This is a genomic window from Arthrobacter sp. I3, assembly GCF_000520575.1.
GTDB classification, from domain to species: Bacteria; Actinomycetota; Actinomycetes; order Actinomycetales; family Micrococcaceae; genus Arthrobacter; species Arthrobacter humicola_A.
Window position 1 is genome coordinate 4,642 of record NZ_KI914948.1, and the last position, 16,242, is coordinate 20,883.

At 68.3% G+C, this 16,242-nt stretch carries 13 protein-coding genes and 1 pseudogene; 9 read left to right on the top strand and 5 right to left on the bottom strand.

The genetic code is table 11. The features are described from left to right. Window positions 1–69: 69 nt before the first annotated feature. On the bottom strand, window positions 70–2,490 hold the full coding sequence (locus Y706_RS26290; RefSeq protein WP_043436432.1) for a DEAD/DEAH box helicase: 2,421 nt from the start codon (window positions 2,488–2,490) through the stop codon (window positions 70–72). A 150-nt stretch (window positions 2,491–2,640) separates the two neighbouring features. Continuing rightward, window positions 2,641–3,333, bottom strand: coding sequence for a GNAT family N-acetyltransferase (locus Y706_RS0118045; protein ID WP_028277709.1), 693 nt, complete (start codon window positions 3,331–3,333; stop codon window positions 2,641–2,643). A gap of 117 nt (window positions 3,334–3,450) precedes the next feature. On the opposite strand from Y706_RS0118045, the gene Y706_RS0118050 reads away from it, so the two are divergent. Continuing rightward, a complete protein-coding gene (locus Y706_RS0118050; RefSeq protein ID WP_028277710.1) occupies window positions 3,451–4,344 on the top strand; it encodes an oxygen-dependent tRNA uridine(34) hydroxylase TrhO in 894 nt (297 codons plus the stop codon). Between the two features lie 34 nt (window positions 4,345–4,378). Here the strand turns inward: Y706_RS0118050 and Y706_RS0118055 are convergent, their stop codons facing one another. Then, window positions 4,379–4,924, bottom strand: coding sequence for a DUF6023 family protein (locus Y706_RS0118055; protein WP_043436433.1), 546 nt, complete (start codon window positions 4,922–4,924; stop codon window positions 4,379–4,381). Between the two features lie 110 nt (window positions 4,925–5,034). Further along, on the bottom strand, window positions 5,035–5,493 hold the full coding sequence (locus tag Y706_RS0118060) for a hypothetical protein (protein WP_028277712.1): 459 nt from the start codon (window positions 5,491–5,493) through the stop codon (window positions 5,035–5,037). Window positions 5,494–5,684: 191 nt separating this feature from the next. On the opposite strand from Y706_RS0118060, the gene Y706_RS0118065 reads away from it, so the two are divergent. Both Y706_RS0118065 and Y706_RS30405 read left to right on the top strand, forming a co-directional pair. After that, complete coding sequence (locus Y706_RS0118065; RefSeq protein ID WP_028277713.1) at window positions 5,685–6,464, top strand: MerR family transcriptional regulator; 780 nt, start codon at window positions 5,685–5,687, stop codon at window positions 6,462–6,464. Between the two features lie 203 nt (window positions 6,465–6,667). Next, window positions 6,668–8,236 (top strand): DUF7059 domain-containing protein, encoded by a 1,569-nt coding sequence (locus Y706_RS30405; RefSeq protein WP_253906827.1) that lies wholly within the window; start codon window positions 6,668–6,670, stop codon window positions 8,234–8,236. 51 nt (window positions 8,237–8,287) lie between these two features. On the opposite strand, the pseudogene Y706_RS28370 reads toward Y706_RS30405, so the two are convergent. After that, window positions 8,288–9,571 (bottom strand): annotated as a pseudogene (locus Y706_RS28370) (MFS transporter); the annotation flags it as partial. Between the two features lie 109 nt (window positions 9,572–9,680). Between Y706_RS28370 and Y706_RS0118080 the strand changes: the two are divergent. From Y706_RS0118080 to Y706_RS28375, 6 genes are all read left to right on the top strand, one after another. Beyond that, window positions 9,681–10,349 carry an ArsR/SmtB family transcription factor gene (locus Y706_RS0118080; RefSeq protein ID WP_279294487.1) on the top strand — a complete coding sequence of 223 codons (669 nt, stop codon included), beginning with the start codon at window positions 9,681–9,683 and terminating at the stop codon, window positions 10,347–10,349. A 252-nt stretch (window positions 10,350–10,601) separates the two neighbouring features. Beyond that, on the top strand, window positions 10,602–13,340 hold the full coding sequence (gene topA / locus Y706_RS0118085; RefSeq protein WP_028277717.1) for a type I DNA topoisomerase: 2,739 nt from the start codon (window positions 10,602–10,604) through the stop codon (window positions 13,338–13,340). A 115-nt stretch (window positions 13,341–13,455) separates the two neighbouring features. Next, on the top strand, window positions 13,456–13,899 hold the full coding sequence (locus Y706_RS0118090; protein WP_028277718.1) for an SseB family protein: 444 nt from the start codon (window positions 13,456–13,458) through the stop codon (window positions 13,897–13,899). Between the two features lie 92 nt (window positions 13,900–13,991). Further along, a complete protein-coding gene (locus tag Y706_RS26295) occupies window positions 13,992–14,996 on the top strand; it encodes a Ppx/GppA family phosphatase (protein WP_043436435.1) in 1,005 nt (334 codons plus the stop codon). A gap of 114 nt (window positions 14,997–15,110) precedes the next feature. After that, window positions 15,111–15,452 carry a YciI family protein gene (locus Y706_RS0118100; RefSeq protein ID WP_028277719.1) on the top strand — a complete coding sequence of 114 codons (342 nt, stop codon included), beginning with the start codon at window positions 15,111–15,113 and terminating at the stop codon, window positions 15,450–15,452. Between the two features lie 22 nt (window positions 15,453–15,474). Continuing rightward, window positions 15,475–16,242: RNA polymerase sigma factor (locus tag Y706_RS28375; RefSeq protein WP_043436436.1), on the top strand; the 768-nt coding region annotated here is incomplete at its 3' end.

Here is a 16,242-nt window from a genome sequence, read left to right on the forward strand (position 1 = left end):
AACCCGCCCTGCCGCCGCCCTCGAACCTGCCTGTCGGCCGCCGCCCACGAACCGGCCGCTGAGACGTGGTCAGGCGCGGAGCGGCTGGGCGGGCTGATCGTCCGGGGCCGCGGCGGCCGCTGTGCCGGGATTGCCGGCATGCATGAGGTCGGTGGCGTCGTGGAGCAGCACATCGAGCAGCGTGACGGCAGCGTCCTTGTCGAGCGGGTTGTTCTTGTTGCCGCACTTGGGTGACTGGACGCAGGAGGGGCAGCCGGACTCGCATTCGCAGGCCTTGATGGCGTCGCGCGTGGCGGTCAGCCACAACCTCGCCTTGTCGTAGCCGCGTTCAGCGAAGCCGGCGCCGCCGGGATGGCCGTCGTAGACAAAGATGGTGGGCACTCCGGTGTCGGCGTGGATGGCCGTGGACACTCCGCCGATGTCCCAGCGGTCGCTGGAGGCCACCAGCGGAAGGAGGCCGATGGCCGCGTGCTCGGCAGCATGCAGCGCTCCGGGGAACTGTGCCTCGATCAGCCCCGCGCCGGTCAGCGAGCGGTTGTCCACGACAAACCAGACCGCCTTGGTAAACAGGTCCCTGGCGCCCAATTCCAAGGGTTCTTCGCCGAGGATCTCGTTCGAAATTAACGCTTTGCGCTGGAAGGAGACCACCTGGGTTGTCACTTTCACATCGCCGAAATGCACGGCCACGTCGCCCCATTGGGTGGTGCGTTGCGTTTCGAGGACCTCGATCTGGGTCACGTCCCGGGCGGTCGTGTAGTAGTCCGGATTCGCCCGCCGCACCACCACACAGTGATCGTCCTCGTTCAGGTCTTCGACCACGTAGCTGTCGCCCTGGTGGACATAGATGGCCCCTGTGTGGGCCTGGTAATGGGTCTGCGGCGAATCCATGGTGCCGAGCAAGGAACCCGTCTCCGCGTCCACTATGCTCACCGGACCTCCGCCGTCGGCCCGGAGGTTCACCATGGCTGCGGCATTTTGCGGATGGGTCCAAAACCATCCTGCCGGCCGTTTGCGCAGGTAGCCCTGCAGGACCAGGCGGTCCAGCAGCTTCTCAGCGGTGGCCCCGAAGAGCTCCAGTTCGGCGAACCCGAGGGGCAGTTCCGCGGCGGCGGCGCACAGGTGCGGGCCCAGAACGTAAGGATTGGAGGGATCGAAGACCGTGGCCTCCACCGACACGTCGAAAATCGCCTCGGGGTGGTTCACCAAGTAGGTGTCCAGCGGGTCGTCGCTGGCCACGAAGGCCGCGATCGCGTCCTGGCCGGCGCGGCCCGCGCGGCCGATCTGCTGGAACAACGACGCGCGGGTGCCCGGCCAGCCTGCGACCAGGACTGCATCGAGACCGGAAATGTCAATGCCCAGCTCCAGCGCGGACGTGCTCGAGACGCCCAACAGTTCACCGGAGCGCAGCGCCTTTTCCAGTGCCCGCCGCTCCTCCGGCAGGTAGCCCGAGCGGTACGCGGCCACACGCTGCGGCAGGCTGGGATCCACCTCGTCGAGGAGGCGTTTGGCGATGGAGGAAATCGACTCTGCCCCGCGCCTGGACTTGATGAACGCAATGGTCCTGGTCCGGGAGGACACCAGGTTGGCCAGCAGGTCGGCGGTCTCGGCGACTGCCGTCCGGCGCTCCTTGGCGCCGTTTTCGCCCCGGAGTTCGGTCAGTGCCGGCTCCCAAAACGCCACGGTGGTGGAGCCGTGGGGCGAGCTGTCTTCGGAAACGGCCCGCACGGGTGCGCCGATCAGCCGGCCGAAGGACTGCCCGGGTTCAGACGCCGTGGCGGACGCCGCGATGAACACCGGTCCGGGATGCGAGCCGCCCGGGCTGTAGTAGGCACAGATCCGACGCAGCCGGCGCATGAGGTTTGCCACATGGGAGCCGAAGACGCCGCGGTAGCTGTGGGCTTCGTCCACGATCACGTAGCGGAGGCGCCGGAAGAACCTGGCCCACCAGGCATGGTTCGGGAGAATGCCGAAGTGCAGCATGTCCGGGTTGGCGAGGATGAAGTTCGCGTGGTCCCGGATCCAGCGCCGGGACGCGGGATCGGTGTCGCCGTCGTAGGTTTCGGCCCGGACTGTGGGGAGCTTTAGTGCCCTGATCGCTGCCAGCTGGTCGGCGGCGAGCGCCTTGGTCGGTGACAGGTAGAGGGTCACAGCCCCGTCGTCGTGGATTTTCCCGGGATCGGACAGGACCCTGAGCTCGGAACGGTGGATCGCGTCCAAGGCCGGCAGCTGATACGCCAGGGACTTTCCTGACGCGGTGCCGGTGGCAATGACCACGTTCTCTCCGCCGTGGGCCAGTTCGGCGGCCCGGACCTGGTGAAGGTAGGGCTCGTGGATGCCCAGGGAACCGTAGGCTGCCACGAGATCCGGGTGGGACCACTGTGGCCACGGCGCATTGACGGCCCGGCGGGCGGGGATCGTCCGCACATGACGCAGCTGTTCCGGGTCCGGACCTCGGCCCAGCAACGGAATCAAGGACTCATGCGGGTTCACTCACATATTCTTTCATCCGCCCTCAAATCGCCCCCGCCCGGCACGCACCCCGGCACACAGCCCGGCAGGCGCTGCGGCTTTGGCGCTGCGGCTCGGCCCGGCACACGCGTTGCCCCGGGCGCAGGCCCGCCGGACGGCCGGCGCGGCGGCTCAGCCCACGGACAGGTCGGCCCCTTCGTCGGACGTCGACAACATCAGGACGTGGCACACCTCGCGCCAGCCGAGGTGCGAATAGAGTTTTTGGCCGTCCAGCGAGGCGAGCAGCAGCCCGGAGTCGACGTCGTGTTCAAACGCCTGGGCTGCCAGGGCCTTCATGATGAAGCTGCCCAGCCCCCGCCGCTGGTAGGCCTCTGACGTCACGATGTTGTCGAAGATGGCGGTATGCCCCACCACAAACACGCGTCCGCTCGCGGCGACGTCCTCGCCGGCGCTGACCACCGCGTGGTGGACGCCGTCGGTCCGGGACGTCTCGAGCTTGAGGTCGTCGTCCGAAAGCCAGGGGTCCTCCGAATCCTGGGTCTCCATGTCCACGATCATCATGGTTTGGGAGGCCGAGGTGACATGCAGGCCGTTCCGCTGTCCCAGCATGGTGTATCGGGCCGCATCGTTGGTGAGGATGGTGAGGACCCGGGCCGGCGCTTCGGCCGTCTTTGCCGCCAGCGCCTCGAACTCCGCGTCGGACGGATCGAAGGCGAAGTACTCCCATTCGTGGGTGGTGTCACCGCGAAAGGCCGCGGGGAACCTGCCCTCCCTGCGCGTCTCATATCCGCGGCAGCCGGCCCATCCGGCAACCCAGATTTCCAGCAGGTGAGTGGTGTCTTCAACCATGGCGTCAAGACTCATGTGATGAGCGTATTCCAGCAGTGCCACAAGCAACAGGGGCCGGGTCGGGGGAAGCCGCTTGCTTATCCAATTGTGACTGTCGCCCGGCCGCCCGCCCCAGCCAGTACCCTTAAAAGCGTGGCTTTAAACAGGATTGTGCTCTTTTACGGATTTACCCCCCTGCCTGACCCGGACGCCGTCCGGCTCTGGCAGCGCGCCCTGTGCGAAAAACTCGGACTAACCGGCCGCATCATCCTTTCCAAGGACGGCATCAACGCCACGGTCGGCGGAGAACTGAACGCCGTGAAGCAGTACGTCAAAACCACGCGCGAGTACAAGGGCTTCCAGGGCATCGACGTGAAGTGGTCCGATGGCGGCGCGGCGGACTTCCCGCGGCTCAGCGTCAAGGTGCGGGACGAAATCGTTTCCTTCGGCGCCCCGGGCGAACTCAAAGTCGATGCCGGCGGAGTGGTGGGCGGCGGAACCCACCTCAAACCCGAGGAACTCCACGAACTCATAGAAGCGAAGAAACAGCAGGGCGACGAAGTCGTGTTTTTCGACGGCCGGAACGGGTTCGAGGCCCAGATCGGCAAGTTCAAGGACGCCGTCGTTCCCGATGTCGCCACCACCCACGACTTCATTAAGGAACTCGACTCCGGCAAATACGACGCCCTCAAGGACAAGCCGGTTGTCACCTACTGCACCGGCGGCATCCGCTGCGAGGTGCTGTCGAGCCTCATGGTGAACCGCGGGTTCAAGGAGGTCTACCAGCTTGACGGCGGCATTGTCCGCTACGGCGAGGCCTTCAAGGACCAGGGCCTGTGGGAGGGCTCCCTGTATGTGTTCGACAAGCGCATGCACGTTGAGTTCAGCGGGGATGCCAAGACGATCGGCGAGTGTGTCCGCTGCTCGGCACCTACGAGCAAGTTCGAAAACTGCTCGAATCCGTCCTGCCGGACCCTGACGCTCTATTGCGCCGGGTGCGCCGCGAGCCCTGACACCCTGCGGTGCCCCGAGGGCTGCGCCGCCTGAGGCACGAACCGGACATTTGGCCGGCCGGGAACCCTCAGATGCGGCTCACCCGGTACGCAAAGTTTGCCGGTGCGTTCGCATCCACATTGATGGAGAGCGACGCCTCTGCGGCCAGTTGCACCACGTTCACCCTGGACGTCCCGCACCGGAGACTCAGGTCCACGAGTTCGTTTTCACCGTTCTCGATGGAAAAGGACACGCGGCGGGTGCTCCGGCAGGCGAGGGTCAGGGCGTAAGTACCCTTGGGCAGCTGGGCTGTAGTCTCTTTGCGCTCCTCGTCGGCCTCCAGCGTCCCAAAACCCGTCTGGAAGACCTGTCCCTCGGCGTCGGGCAGTACGGTGTCGACCCAGTTATCCAGTTCCTCGCCCGTCACCGGCTCGTTGAGATGGGGGTCCTGGGGCAGGGCCGCGTCAGTGGTCGGCGGGGCGGCAGCCGAGGTCGATTCATCGTCCCAGTGGTCGGCGCTGTATTCATAGGCGCAACCGGACAGGACCGTGCCGAGAAATACCGCAACTGAAAGCACCACGGCGGCCGCCGGGGTGCGCCGTCGCGGCACCTTGCTCGCCGGCACAGTTGGCATACTTTGAGATTAGGGCGGCCCGGAATCAAACGCCAGAGGCCAAAGGTCCGGGTCGGACAGGCCTTTAGGGGGCGCCGGGCAGGTCGCCGCGGACCGGGCTGCGGCGGATGCTACTCGGACGAGGCCAGGTGGTACGCGTAGAGAAGCGGGGCATCCACACTGGACGTGCTGAGCGTGACCTTGCCCGCGGCGGGCACTTTGATGCGGGCGGTTTCGCGGCTGCCGTTGCAGGCGGCTCCGGCTTCGGCGAGCTGGCTGCCGTCCAGGCTGACGGCGAAGAACGCCTTCCCGCCGCCGTCGCAGGTCATGGTCAAGGTGTAGGTGCCGGCAGGCACGCCGGACGCGGTCCGGACGATCGGATCCCGGTTCAGGATTTTGCCGGCATCCTCCAGCACTGTTCCCGGGGCGGAGGGCAGCGCGGTGGCCTGCCACGCCGGGACATCGGCGCCCTCAATCGAACCGGCCGGGGAACATGCCGCTGCAGCCAGTACGACGACGGCGGCGGCCACGCCGCTGAGCGTCCGCCGGGCCAGAGGGGCAGCCGGGACGTGGGAGGAAGGGAAAACCATGCCTCAAACTTACCGTCTCGCAGGCTCCCCGCCGGCCGCGCCGACGTCCCGGGCGCCCTCTCCCTGCGGGCCCTTGACTTTGACGCTGCGTCAAAGTTTAGAGTCGAAGCGATGGCCGACAGAGGCCGGTCGGCACGGTCACAGCGGAGGTCCAGGGCACGCGGGCCTCGAAGGAGCAGAAGGGTGGAGGCATGGACTGGTCCGTTCAGCAGATCGCGAAGTTGGCCGGCACCACCGGCCGGACTTTGCGTCACTACGACGACATTGGCCTGCTCAGGCCGAGCCGCACCGGCAACAACGGCTACCGGTACTACGGCCAGGAATCCCTGGTCCGTCTGCAGCGGATCCTGCTCCTGCGCGACCTGGGGCTCGGGCTGCCGGCGATCGCGGACGTGCTCGGCAACGAGGCGGACGCGGAGCATGCACTTGGCCGGCACCTGGCGTGGCTGCTGCAGGAACAGGACAGGCTGGGGCGGCAGATTGCCGCGGTCCGTCACACCATTGAGGCATTGCAAACGGGAGGAAAGATCATGGCGGAGGAAATGTTCGACGGTTTCGACCACACCAAGTATCAGGAGGAAGTCCAGCAGCGGTGGGGCAAGGACGCCTATGCAAAGTCCGACGCCTGGTGGCGCAGCATGGGGGCCGGGGAGAAGGCTGCCTGGACGGAACAGTCCCGGCAGCTCGGTGCCGAGTGGACGGCTGCTGCGGCGTCGGGAGCCCCGGCGGACAGCGCGCAGGCGCAGGACCTGGCCCGGCGCCACGTCGAATGGCTCAGGGGAATCCCCGGCACACCGGCGTCACCCGCAGCGGGCGGCAGCTCGGCGGCACGTGGCGGCCTCAAGGGGTACGTGACGGGGCTCGGCGAGATGTACGTGGCCGATCCCAGGTTCGCCGCCAACTACGGCGGTGCCGACGGCGCCGCCTTCGTCCGGGACGCGCTGAAGATCTATGCCGGGAACGAGCTCTAGCCGGACCCGCACGCCCCAGCCCCAGCCCCGGCGCTGACGGGGGCCAACCCAGGTCCCACGCCCGTGCCCGGCCCCGGGACTAAACTTGTCCGGTGACTTCCTCAGCGCAAGGCCCCGCCGCACCCTCTCGTTCTACGCAGGCTCCCGCAGCCCCGTTCACGGCCGGCAACACCCCGGACGCTCCGCGCAGCGACCTCCCCGGCCTGCTCGAGGCCCTGGCCGCGGACCTGCGTGCGATTGGCTACACCGTGGACGGGGTTGCGGAGCTGCTCGGCGAGGCCGCGCACTCGGCCCTGGGCCGGGACCAGCTCATCCCGGCCCTGATCGTCACCGCGCGTTCCCTCGGGAAGCCGGCGACGGCGGCGCTCGCCGGCGTCGTGCGTCTCTGGCTTCTGTCCGAACCGCAGCGCGCGGAGACGCTCGACGCCGCCCTCCCCGGGATCCGTACCAAGGGGCTGATGGAACTTGGGCTCGTGGAGCCTGCGGGCCGGGACCTGGTCCAGGCCAGGGTCGACCTCAGGCCGTACGGCTGGGACCCGACCGTGGGGGAAGACGGGACCAGTGCCGGCGGAGCAGACCTCTGGGTGGCCAGCGACCTCGCAGCCCACCAGCGCGCCGGCGTTCTTCGTCACGACCACGTCCTGGGGATTGGGCAGGCCTCCACCACCCTGGTCCAGGTCACCGCCCGCCGCCATGTTGCCAGGGCCCTCGATCTCGGCACCGGCTGCGGCATCCAGACCTTCCACCTGCTGCACCACGCCGAGCACGTGACCGCCACGGACATCTCCGAACGCGCCTTGGCGTTTACCCGGTTCAACCTGCTGCTCAACGCCGCCGATCTGCACCTGAACCCGGCCGACCTTGACGCCCGCGTCAGCCTGAGGCTCGGATCCCTGCTGGACCCGGTCGCGGGGCAGGAGTTCGAACTGGTGGTTTCCAACCCGCCGTTCGTCATCACCCCCCGCAGCCTGGGCGAGACCGCCACGGACCAGTTCACGTACCGCGACGGCGGCCTGCCGGGGGACGAGATTGTATCCTCGCTGGTCGGCGCACTGGCCTCGGTCCTTGCCCCGGGCGGAACGGCCCAGCTTCTGGGCAACTGGGAGATCACGGCCAGCGCCGGCTGGGCGGACCGGCCCCAGAGCTGGGCCGGCCCGGCCACCGACGTCTGGTTCATCCAGCGCGAGCAGGTGGGCCCCGAGCAGTACGCCGAGACCTGGCTGCAGGACGCCTCGGAAAGCCGCGACCGCCGGCTCTACGAGGACTCGTATGCGGCCTACCTGGACGACTTCGCCTCGCGCGATGTGGCCGGAATCGGCTTCGGCATGATCTGGCTGCGGAGGCCTGCCGACGGCGCCCGGCGGGTGCTGTCGCGCTTCGAGGAGATCACCTACCCGATCGAACAGCCGGTAGGGCCACACCTGGGCGCCGCGGTCGAGCGTGCCGACTGGCTGGCCGGCCATGATCTGGCCGCCGCCCACCTGCTGGTCGCGGAGGACGTCACCGAAGAACGGCACCAGCGCCCCGGTGCGGAACACCCCGGCGTCATCCTGCTGCGGCAGGGTGCCGGGCTGCGCCGCACCAACCTGCTCAGTACCGAGCTGGCGGGCCTGGTCTCAGCGTGCGACGGCGACCTGTCCGTCGGGCAGATCATCGGCGCCCTCGAGGCGCTGCTGGGCGGCTACGAGGGGTTTGACAGCGCGGAGTTCCGCGCCGGCCTGCTCGAGGAAGTCGGGAACCTCGTCCGCGACGGCTTCCTGCTGCCTGCCTGATACCGTCGCGGCCGCGCCCGCCAACGGCGGTTCCGCCGCCGCCTTGGCCGCGGCAGGAGTGTTGGCGGCGGAGTCCTCCCGGCCGAACCGCGGCAGGACGTACGCCGTGAGGGCGAGGGCCACCATGGCCCCGACGGCGCCGGTGAGCACGAAGCTGACGCGGACCGGCACCAGGGCGCCCAGGAGACCGCCCAGGGCCAGCGCGCCAATGGAGACGGCACGCGTCATCCCGCCGACAATCGCCATCGCCTGGCCGCGCCCGCTTTCCGGAATCCGCAGGATCGCGATCGCCCCGAAACAGGCGTTCAGGACGCCGCAGGCCACTCCCGTCCCTGTGTAGGCCACAAAAAGCAGTTCCACGCTCGGGACCATCCCGGTGAGGACCAGGCACGCCGAGGCTCCGGTCATGGCGGCCAGCAGCACGCGCAGACGGACCCGCGGCGTCCTGATCCTGCCGGCCATCGCGGCCCCGGCCGCCATGCCGAGGCCGAAGGCTGCGGACAGGAGGCCGTACTGGATTTCGGTGGCGCCAAGTTCGTTGCGGGCCAGGAACACCTCGAGCACATTGGTGGCTTCGCCGACGACGATGAAGAACATCGCCCCCAGGACCAGGGCCCAGACCAGGCTGTCCCGGCGGATCAGGCGCAGCCCGTCCAGCAGCGCGGGCTTCGCCTGGCCGGCACGTTCGGCCGCCGTGCCGCGGCGGGTGCGGATCAGCAGCGCGCCCAGCCCCATGGCGACGTAGCAGCCGCTGGCCACGGTGAACACCAGCCCGGTCCCGCCCCAGCCGCTGAGCAGGCCGCCCGCGGCGGGTCCTGCCATCCCCGCGATCATGATGGTCGCCTGCATGGTCCCCATGGCCCGGGGCGTGCGGTCCTCTCCGACGATCCGCGGCAGCAGGGCCTGCCAGGTGGGGCTGGCCACGGACTGGGCCGCGTCGAGCAGGAACGTCATGGCAAACAGCACGGGCAGATAGTTCTCCAGGTACTGCATGCCAAGCCCCATGCCGGCGACGGCGGCGGCGCTGACCGCCGAACTCGCCGTCGCCAGCGTGCGCGAATCCATGGTGTCGGCGAGCCGGCCGGCCCACGGGGCCAGGAGGACCAGCGGCAGCGCTGAGCAGAGCAGGTACGCGGCCACGAGCCAGGGCCCGGCGACAGGAGTTTCGCCGGCGGCGGCCGCGTTCTGCAGATGCAGCATCACGCTGACGACGACGGCGCCCATCCCCGCCGTCGCCACGAACCGGGCGGTGCCGGCAATCAGGAAGTCGCGGTTGCGCCACAGGGGCCGCACGCCGGTTGCGGATGCCGGCAATTTATGAAGTGTCTGTTTCATAAAAAGGAACCTAGTCCGGCGGCAAAACAAATGTCAAGCATTTCTTTCATAGTTTGGCGGGGCTGGATACACTGGAGGAGTGAACGCAGAAACCCCGACGGCGGAGTCAATGGCTCCGCCGGCCACCAGGCGCCGGCACCGTCCGGAGAAGCAAGTGGAAATCACCGACCCGAAGGCGATCCGTGCCTTGGCCCACGCCGCCCGGCTGGAGGTCATTTCCGAACTGTATTCCACGCAGGTGAGCCGGACGGCCACCGAGCTTGCCGCGCAGACCGGGCTGACTCCCAGTGCCATGAGCTACCACCTGCGGGCACTGCAGAAGTGGGGCATCGTGATTCCCGCCGCCACCGCCGGGGATGCCCGGGAGCGGCGCTGGCAGGCCGCCGGTACAGATTTCACCATCCACTCGCTGGGGGGAGTGGCCAGCCCCGAACTCGCCGTCCTGGACCTCGAGCTCGACGCCTACCGCCGCCGGGTCCGTGCCTACGCCACGGCCCGCAACGCCCGGCGCGAGAGCGGCGATACCGCCGACGGACCGTCCTCGGTGGTGCTGGCCAGCAATCTGCTGTACCTGACGCCGGACCAGCGCGCCGAACTGACGCGGCGGATCTTCGACCTGCTGCGGGACTACGAACTCGAGGATCCGGACCACCTGCCCGAAGGTGCCGAACGTATGGCCACGATGTGGTCGATGATTCCGGACGACCGCGGCCCGGCGGCCGCCAAACCCGCCGCCGCCAAACCCGCCCCCGTCAAGCCCGCCGCCGGCAAGGACTGAGGCCGCCGCCGGCAAGCCCGCCGCCGGCAAGGACTGAGCCCGCCGCCGGGAGGGCCTGAACCGGTCGCGGGCACGGCGCCGAACCGCATCCGGGGCGCCCTCAGGGGCCGGCCGGCACGTGGCCCTATTGCGGCCGGAAGCCGCGTCCGCCGGGCCGTCATTTCCGGCCGGATGCGCGGGATTCTGCAAAATATGGTGAACTAGGCGGGTATGGGCGCATCTGCCCGAGCCACCTTTTTCTGTAGGAGCACCGTGCCAAGCAAGGCCAAAACCGGCAAGAAACTCGTGATTGTGGAGTCTCCCGCCAAGAGCAAGACCATCGCCAAGTACCTCGGCGAAGGCTTCATAGTGGAGGCCTCCATTGGTCACATCCGCGACCTCCCGCAGCCCTCGGAGCTCCCCGCGGAACTGAAGAAGACCCCGCTGGGCAAGTTCGCCGTCGACATCGACAACGACTTCAAGCCTTACTACGTGGTGTCCTCGGACAAGAAGAAGAAGGTCGCCGAGCTCAAGGCCCAGCTCAAAGACGCCGATGCTCTCTATCTCGCAACCGATGGGGACCGCGAGGGCGAGGCCATCGCGTGGCACCTGCTGGAAGTGCTCAAGCCCAAGGTTCCCGTCTACCGGATGACCTTCGGTGAAATCACCAAGGAAGCCATCCACCGCGCCATGGACAACCTGCGCGATGTCGACCAGGACCTGGTCGACGCCCAGGAGACCCGGCGCGTCCTGGACCGGCTCTACGGCTATGAGATCTCCCCGGTGCTGTGGCGCAAGGTGGCCCGCGGCCTCTCCGCAGGCCGCGTGCAGTCCGTCGTCACCCGCATGGTGGTGGATCGCGAACGCGAGCGGATGGCCTTCAAGGCCGCCTCCTACTGGGACCTCACCGGCCAGTTCGGCGCCGGTTCCGGCTCCTTCAAAGCCAAACTCGCCGCCGTCGACGGTGCCAAGGTCGCCAGCGGCCGGGACTTCAACGACAACGGCGAGCTCACCTCCCGCAACGCCGTCCACCTCAACGAGGAACTCGCCACCTCGCTCGCGGCGGGGCTGCAGGACGCCGACTTCCGTGTCCGCTCCGTCGACACCAAGCCGTACACCCGCCGCCCGGCGGCGCCGTTCACCACCTCCACCCTGCAGCAGGAGGCCGGCCGCAAGCTGCGTTTCTCCTCGAAGAGCACGATGCAGGTGGCCCAGCGGCTCTACGAAAACGGTTACATCACCTATATGCGTACGGACTCGTCCGCGCTGAGCAACGAGGCCGTCACGGCCGCCCGGCGCCAGGCCTCCGAGCTGTACGGCCCCGAGTACGTGCCGCAGTCGCCGCGGGTCTACAGCGGCAAGGCAGCGAACGCGCAGGAAGCCCACGAGGCCATCCGTCCCGCCGGCGACTCCTTCCGCACCCCGGCCCAGGTGGCCCAGCAGCTCTCCGGTGACGAATTCCGCCTGTACGAGCTCATCTGGAAGCGCACGGTCGCCTCGCAGATGGCTGATGCCAAGGGCTCCACCGCCACGATCCGCCTCGGCGCCGTCACCGTTGGCGACCCGGCCGACCGCCGCGACGCCGAATTCTCGGCGTCGGGCACCGTCATCACCTTCCCCGGCTTCCTCGCCGCCTACGAAGAAGGCAAGGACGAAAGCCGCGGCGACGACGAGTCCGAGGAAGCACGCCGGCTGCCCAACGTGGCCAAGGACGACGCGCTCACTGCCAGCGACATTGTCGCCGTCGGCCACGAGACTTCGCCGCCGCCGCGCTACACCGAAGCCTCATTGACTGCAGAGCTGGAAAAGAAGGGCATCGGCCGCCCGTCGACCTATGCCTCCACCATCTCCACGATCCAGGACCGCGGCTACGTCCGGAAGCAGGGCTCCGCGCTGGTCCCGAGCTGGATCGCGTTCTCCGTGATCCGGCTCCTCGAACAGCACTTCCACGACTACGTGGACTACGAGTTCACGGCCGACATGGAAGCGGACCTGGACAAGATCGCCAACGGCCAGGCGGCCGGACCCGCGTGGCTCAAGCACTTCTACTTCGGTGAGGACTCCGAGCCCGGTCTGCTGAGCATCGTGAACAACCTCGGCGAGATCGATGCCCGCGAGATCAACTCCATCCCGATCACGGACGCGATCACCCTTCGGGTCGGCAAGTTCGGCCCGTACCTGGAAAGCTCCACCGCGACGGTGGATCCCGAGACCGGCGAGGTGGTTGAGGCGGCCCGCGCCAACGTCCCCGAGGACCTGGCCCCGGACGAGCTCACGGCCGCCAAAGCCGTTGAACTCATGGAGACCGCCGCCCCGGAGGAGCGCGTCCTCGGCGCGGACCCGCACACCGGGCACACGATCGTGGCCAAGAACGGCCGCTACGGCGCCTACGTCACCGAGATCATCCCGGAGATGACCGAGGAACAGCTGGCCAACCAGCCCGTTGAGTACTACAAGAACGGCAAGCCCAAGCCGCCGAAGAAGCCCGTCAAGGCCAAGCCGCGCACCGGGTCCCTGTTCGCGTCCATGAGCGTGGACAGCATCACGCTGGACGAGGCGCTGCAGCTCATGAGCCTGCCCCGCGTGCTTGGGCAGGACGCCGACGGCAACCCGATCACGGTGCAGAACGGCCGGTTCGGCCCGTACCTGAAGAAGGGCACGGACTCCCGCTCCATCGGCTCCGAAGAGGAGATCTTCACGATCACGCTCGAGGCGGCGCTGGAGATCTACTCGCAGCCCAAGCAGCGCGGCGCCCGTGCCGCCGTTCCGCCGCTGGCCGAATTCGGACCCGACCCGGTCTCGGAGAAGAACATCGTGGTGAAGGAAGGCCGGTTCGGCCCGTACATCACCGACGGCATCACCAACATCACGGTGCCGCGCACCACCTCGATCGAGGAGCTGACCCGGGAACGCGCCGTCGAACTCCTCGCGGAGAAGCGGGCCAAGGGCCCGGTCAAGCGCACGACGACGGCCCGCAAGGCGCCCGCGCGGAAGGCCCCGGCCAAGAAGTAGGCAGCACGCCGAAATCGCCGGAAACCTGCCGATTCGCCGGAAATTACCGGCGAATCCGCAGGTTTCCGGCGATTTCGCGTTTGCGGACCGGGCGTGGACGTGATCGAGTAGGAATATGACTGAACAGCCCGCACACCTGGACAACCAGCCGCTGAACGAACTCGAGGAGCAGCTCGCCCGGGGGGAGCAGCCGGACGCCAACCCGGTGGACGTGATCCTGGCCTTCCTCAACAACGAGGTCTATGTGGTCAGCTCCGACGCCCTCGAGGGCCCCGACTCGCAGGTGGAGCCGCTGGTCCTCGCCAACTCCTCCGGCAAGCCAGTCCTGGCCGTTTTCTCGCACCCGAGCCGCGTCACCGAGCAGTATCTCGCTGCCGCCCCGAACGTGCTGGGCACACAGGGCGCCGCGATCATCGGCAACCTCGGCGCCGAACTCGGCATGGTGATCAACCCCGGCGCCGCCTACGGCTTTGAAATCGACCCGGAGGGCGTGGCCAACATCCGCCGCGACTTCAAGCCAACGGACGAGCCCGCTGACGGCACTGCCGACCCGGCATAGCCCCGTAATCGGCCAGACTGCGACGGCGGTATTCTTCGCGAATACCGCTGTCGCAGCTAGGCCGGCCGCTCCGTGGGGGGAATAATGGCAGCATGCGTCTAGGCGTCCTCGACATCGGGTCCAACACTGTCCATCTCCTGCTGGTCGACGCCCATCCCGGCGCCCGGCCGGTGCCCTACGCCTCGCATAAGCGGCGGCTGTCGCTCGTGCAGTACCTCGACGACGACGGCAACATCGACGACGACGGGCAGCATGAACTGGTCGAGTTCGTCCTCGAGGCGTGGGAATTCGCGGCCAAGCACAAAGCCGACGACCTCCTCGCGTTCTGCACCTCGGCCATCCGCGAGGCCACCAACGGCGCTGACGTCCTGGCCCGCGTCAAACATGAAACCACCGTTACCCTCCGGGAGCTCACGGGCAGCGAAGAGGCGTCCATGACCTTCTTCGCCGTCCGGCGCTGGTACGGCTGGGGTGCCGGGCCCATCCTGAACCTGGACATCGGCGGCGGCTCCTTCGAGATGGCCCTCGGACAGGACGAGCTGCCCGAGCTGGCAATGTCCGTTCCGCTCGGTGCCAGCCGGCTGACGCGCGACTGGCTGCCCGAGGACCCGCCCTCGGCCAAGAGCATCAAGGAGCTGCGCCGCTACATCCGCTCCACGCTCAAACCCGCGGTGCGCAAATTCGAGAAGCTGGGCCCGCCCAACCTCGTCGCGGGCACGTCCAAAACTTTCCGGTCCCTCGCCAGGATTGCCGGGGCCGCCCCCAGCGGCGCCGGGCCCTACGTCAAGCGGGAGCTGCTGGCCCTCGACCTCGGGCTCTGGGCGCAGCGGATCTCGGCCATGGAGATAGGGGACAGGCTCCACCTGCCCGGCGTCTCCGAGGCCCGCGCGCCGCAGGTCCTCGCCGGCGCCCTCGTCGCGGAAGCGGCACTGGAAATGTTCAAGTTCGACAGCATGGTGACCTGCCCGTGGGCCCTGCGTGAGGGACTCATCCTCCGCCGCCTGGACCAGCTGGTGTTTGAGGGGCCGATCGATCCCGCGCCGCATGTGGCAGAGCAACCGCCGGCGCGGCTCCAATCGCCGGAAAAGGCTCTCTGAGACGGCTTGGGCCAGTGGCGGGTGTCGCGGCTGTGTCGATCCGGAGCGTCCTCGATCGTGTAATTGCTGAGAGGCCGGCACGGCGCCGGCTGATTCGACAAGGAGGCACCCGAAATGACGCAGTACCTGCTCAGCATTTACCAGCCGGACGGCCCCGCCCCGGACCCTGAGTTCCTCGAACCCATCATGCGTGACCTGGCGGCCCTGAACCATGAAATGCAGGCGGCGGGGGCCTGGGTGTTCGCCGCGGGTCTCCACCCGGCGGAGTCCGCGACAGTCCTGCGGCCCAACGGTGGCGAGATCCTGGTGACCGACGGGCCGTTCACCGAAGGCAAGGAGCACCTCGGCGGATTCACCGTGATCGAGGCCGAGGATCTGGACGCGGCCCTTGGCTGGGCAAGGAAGCTGGCCGGCGCCACCACACTTCCCGTTGAAGTCCGTCCGTTCCAGCACTAGCCGCCGGGTCGGGGGTGCTGGTGTGGGTGAGCGCCGTGGAGATGAGGCAGCGACCGAGGCGGACATCGCCCGGGTGTTCCGGCGCGAGTACGGCCGCGCCGTAGCCGTTCTGACGCGGACGTGCGGGAACATCGATATTGCCGAGGACGCCGTCCAGGATGCCTTTACCGCGGCGGTCCAGCACTGGCCCTCGGCCGGCGTCCCGCCCAGCCCGGCTGGCTGGATCATCACGACGGCACGGCACCGGGCGATTGACCGGCTGCGGCGGGAAGCCTCACGCGAGGACAAGCACGCACAGGCGGCCCTGCTCGCGGCGGCGCGGTCCGGGGCCGGACCCGCGCCGGCCGCCGAAGAGCAGTTCCTGGCGGAGCAGTCAGGGGTCGAGGACGTGGACGACGATACTTTGCGGCTGATTTTCACGTGCTGCCATCCTGCCCTGGCCGGGTCCGCCCAGGTGGCGCTGACGCTGCGGCTTCTGGGTGGATTGACGACGGCGGAAATCGCCAGGGCCTTCCTGGTCCCGGAAGCGACCATGGCGCAGCGGCTGGTCCGGGCCAAAGCGAAAATCCGGGATGCCAAAGTCCCCTACCGGGTCCCGCAGGGCGCCGACCTGCCCGAACGGCTGCAATCGGTGCTGGCGGTGGTCTACCTCATCTTCAACGAGGGCTACACCGCGGGCCCCGCCGACGGTCCGGAACGTGAGGAGCTCTGCACGGAAGCCATCCGGCTCGGCAGGTTGTTGGCGTCGCTGATGCCGGACGAGCCGGAAGCGGCGGGACTGCTGGCGCTG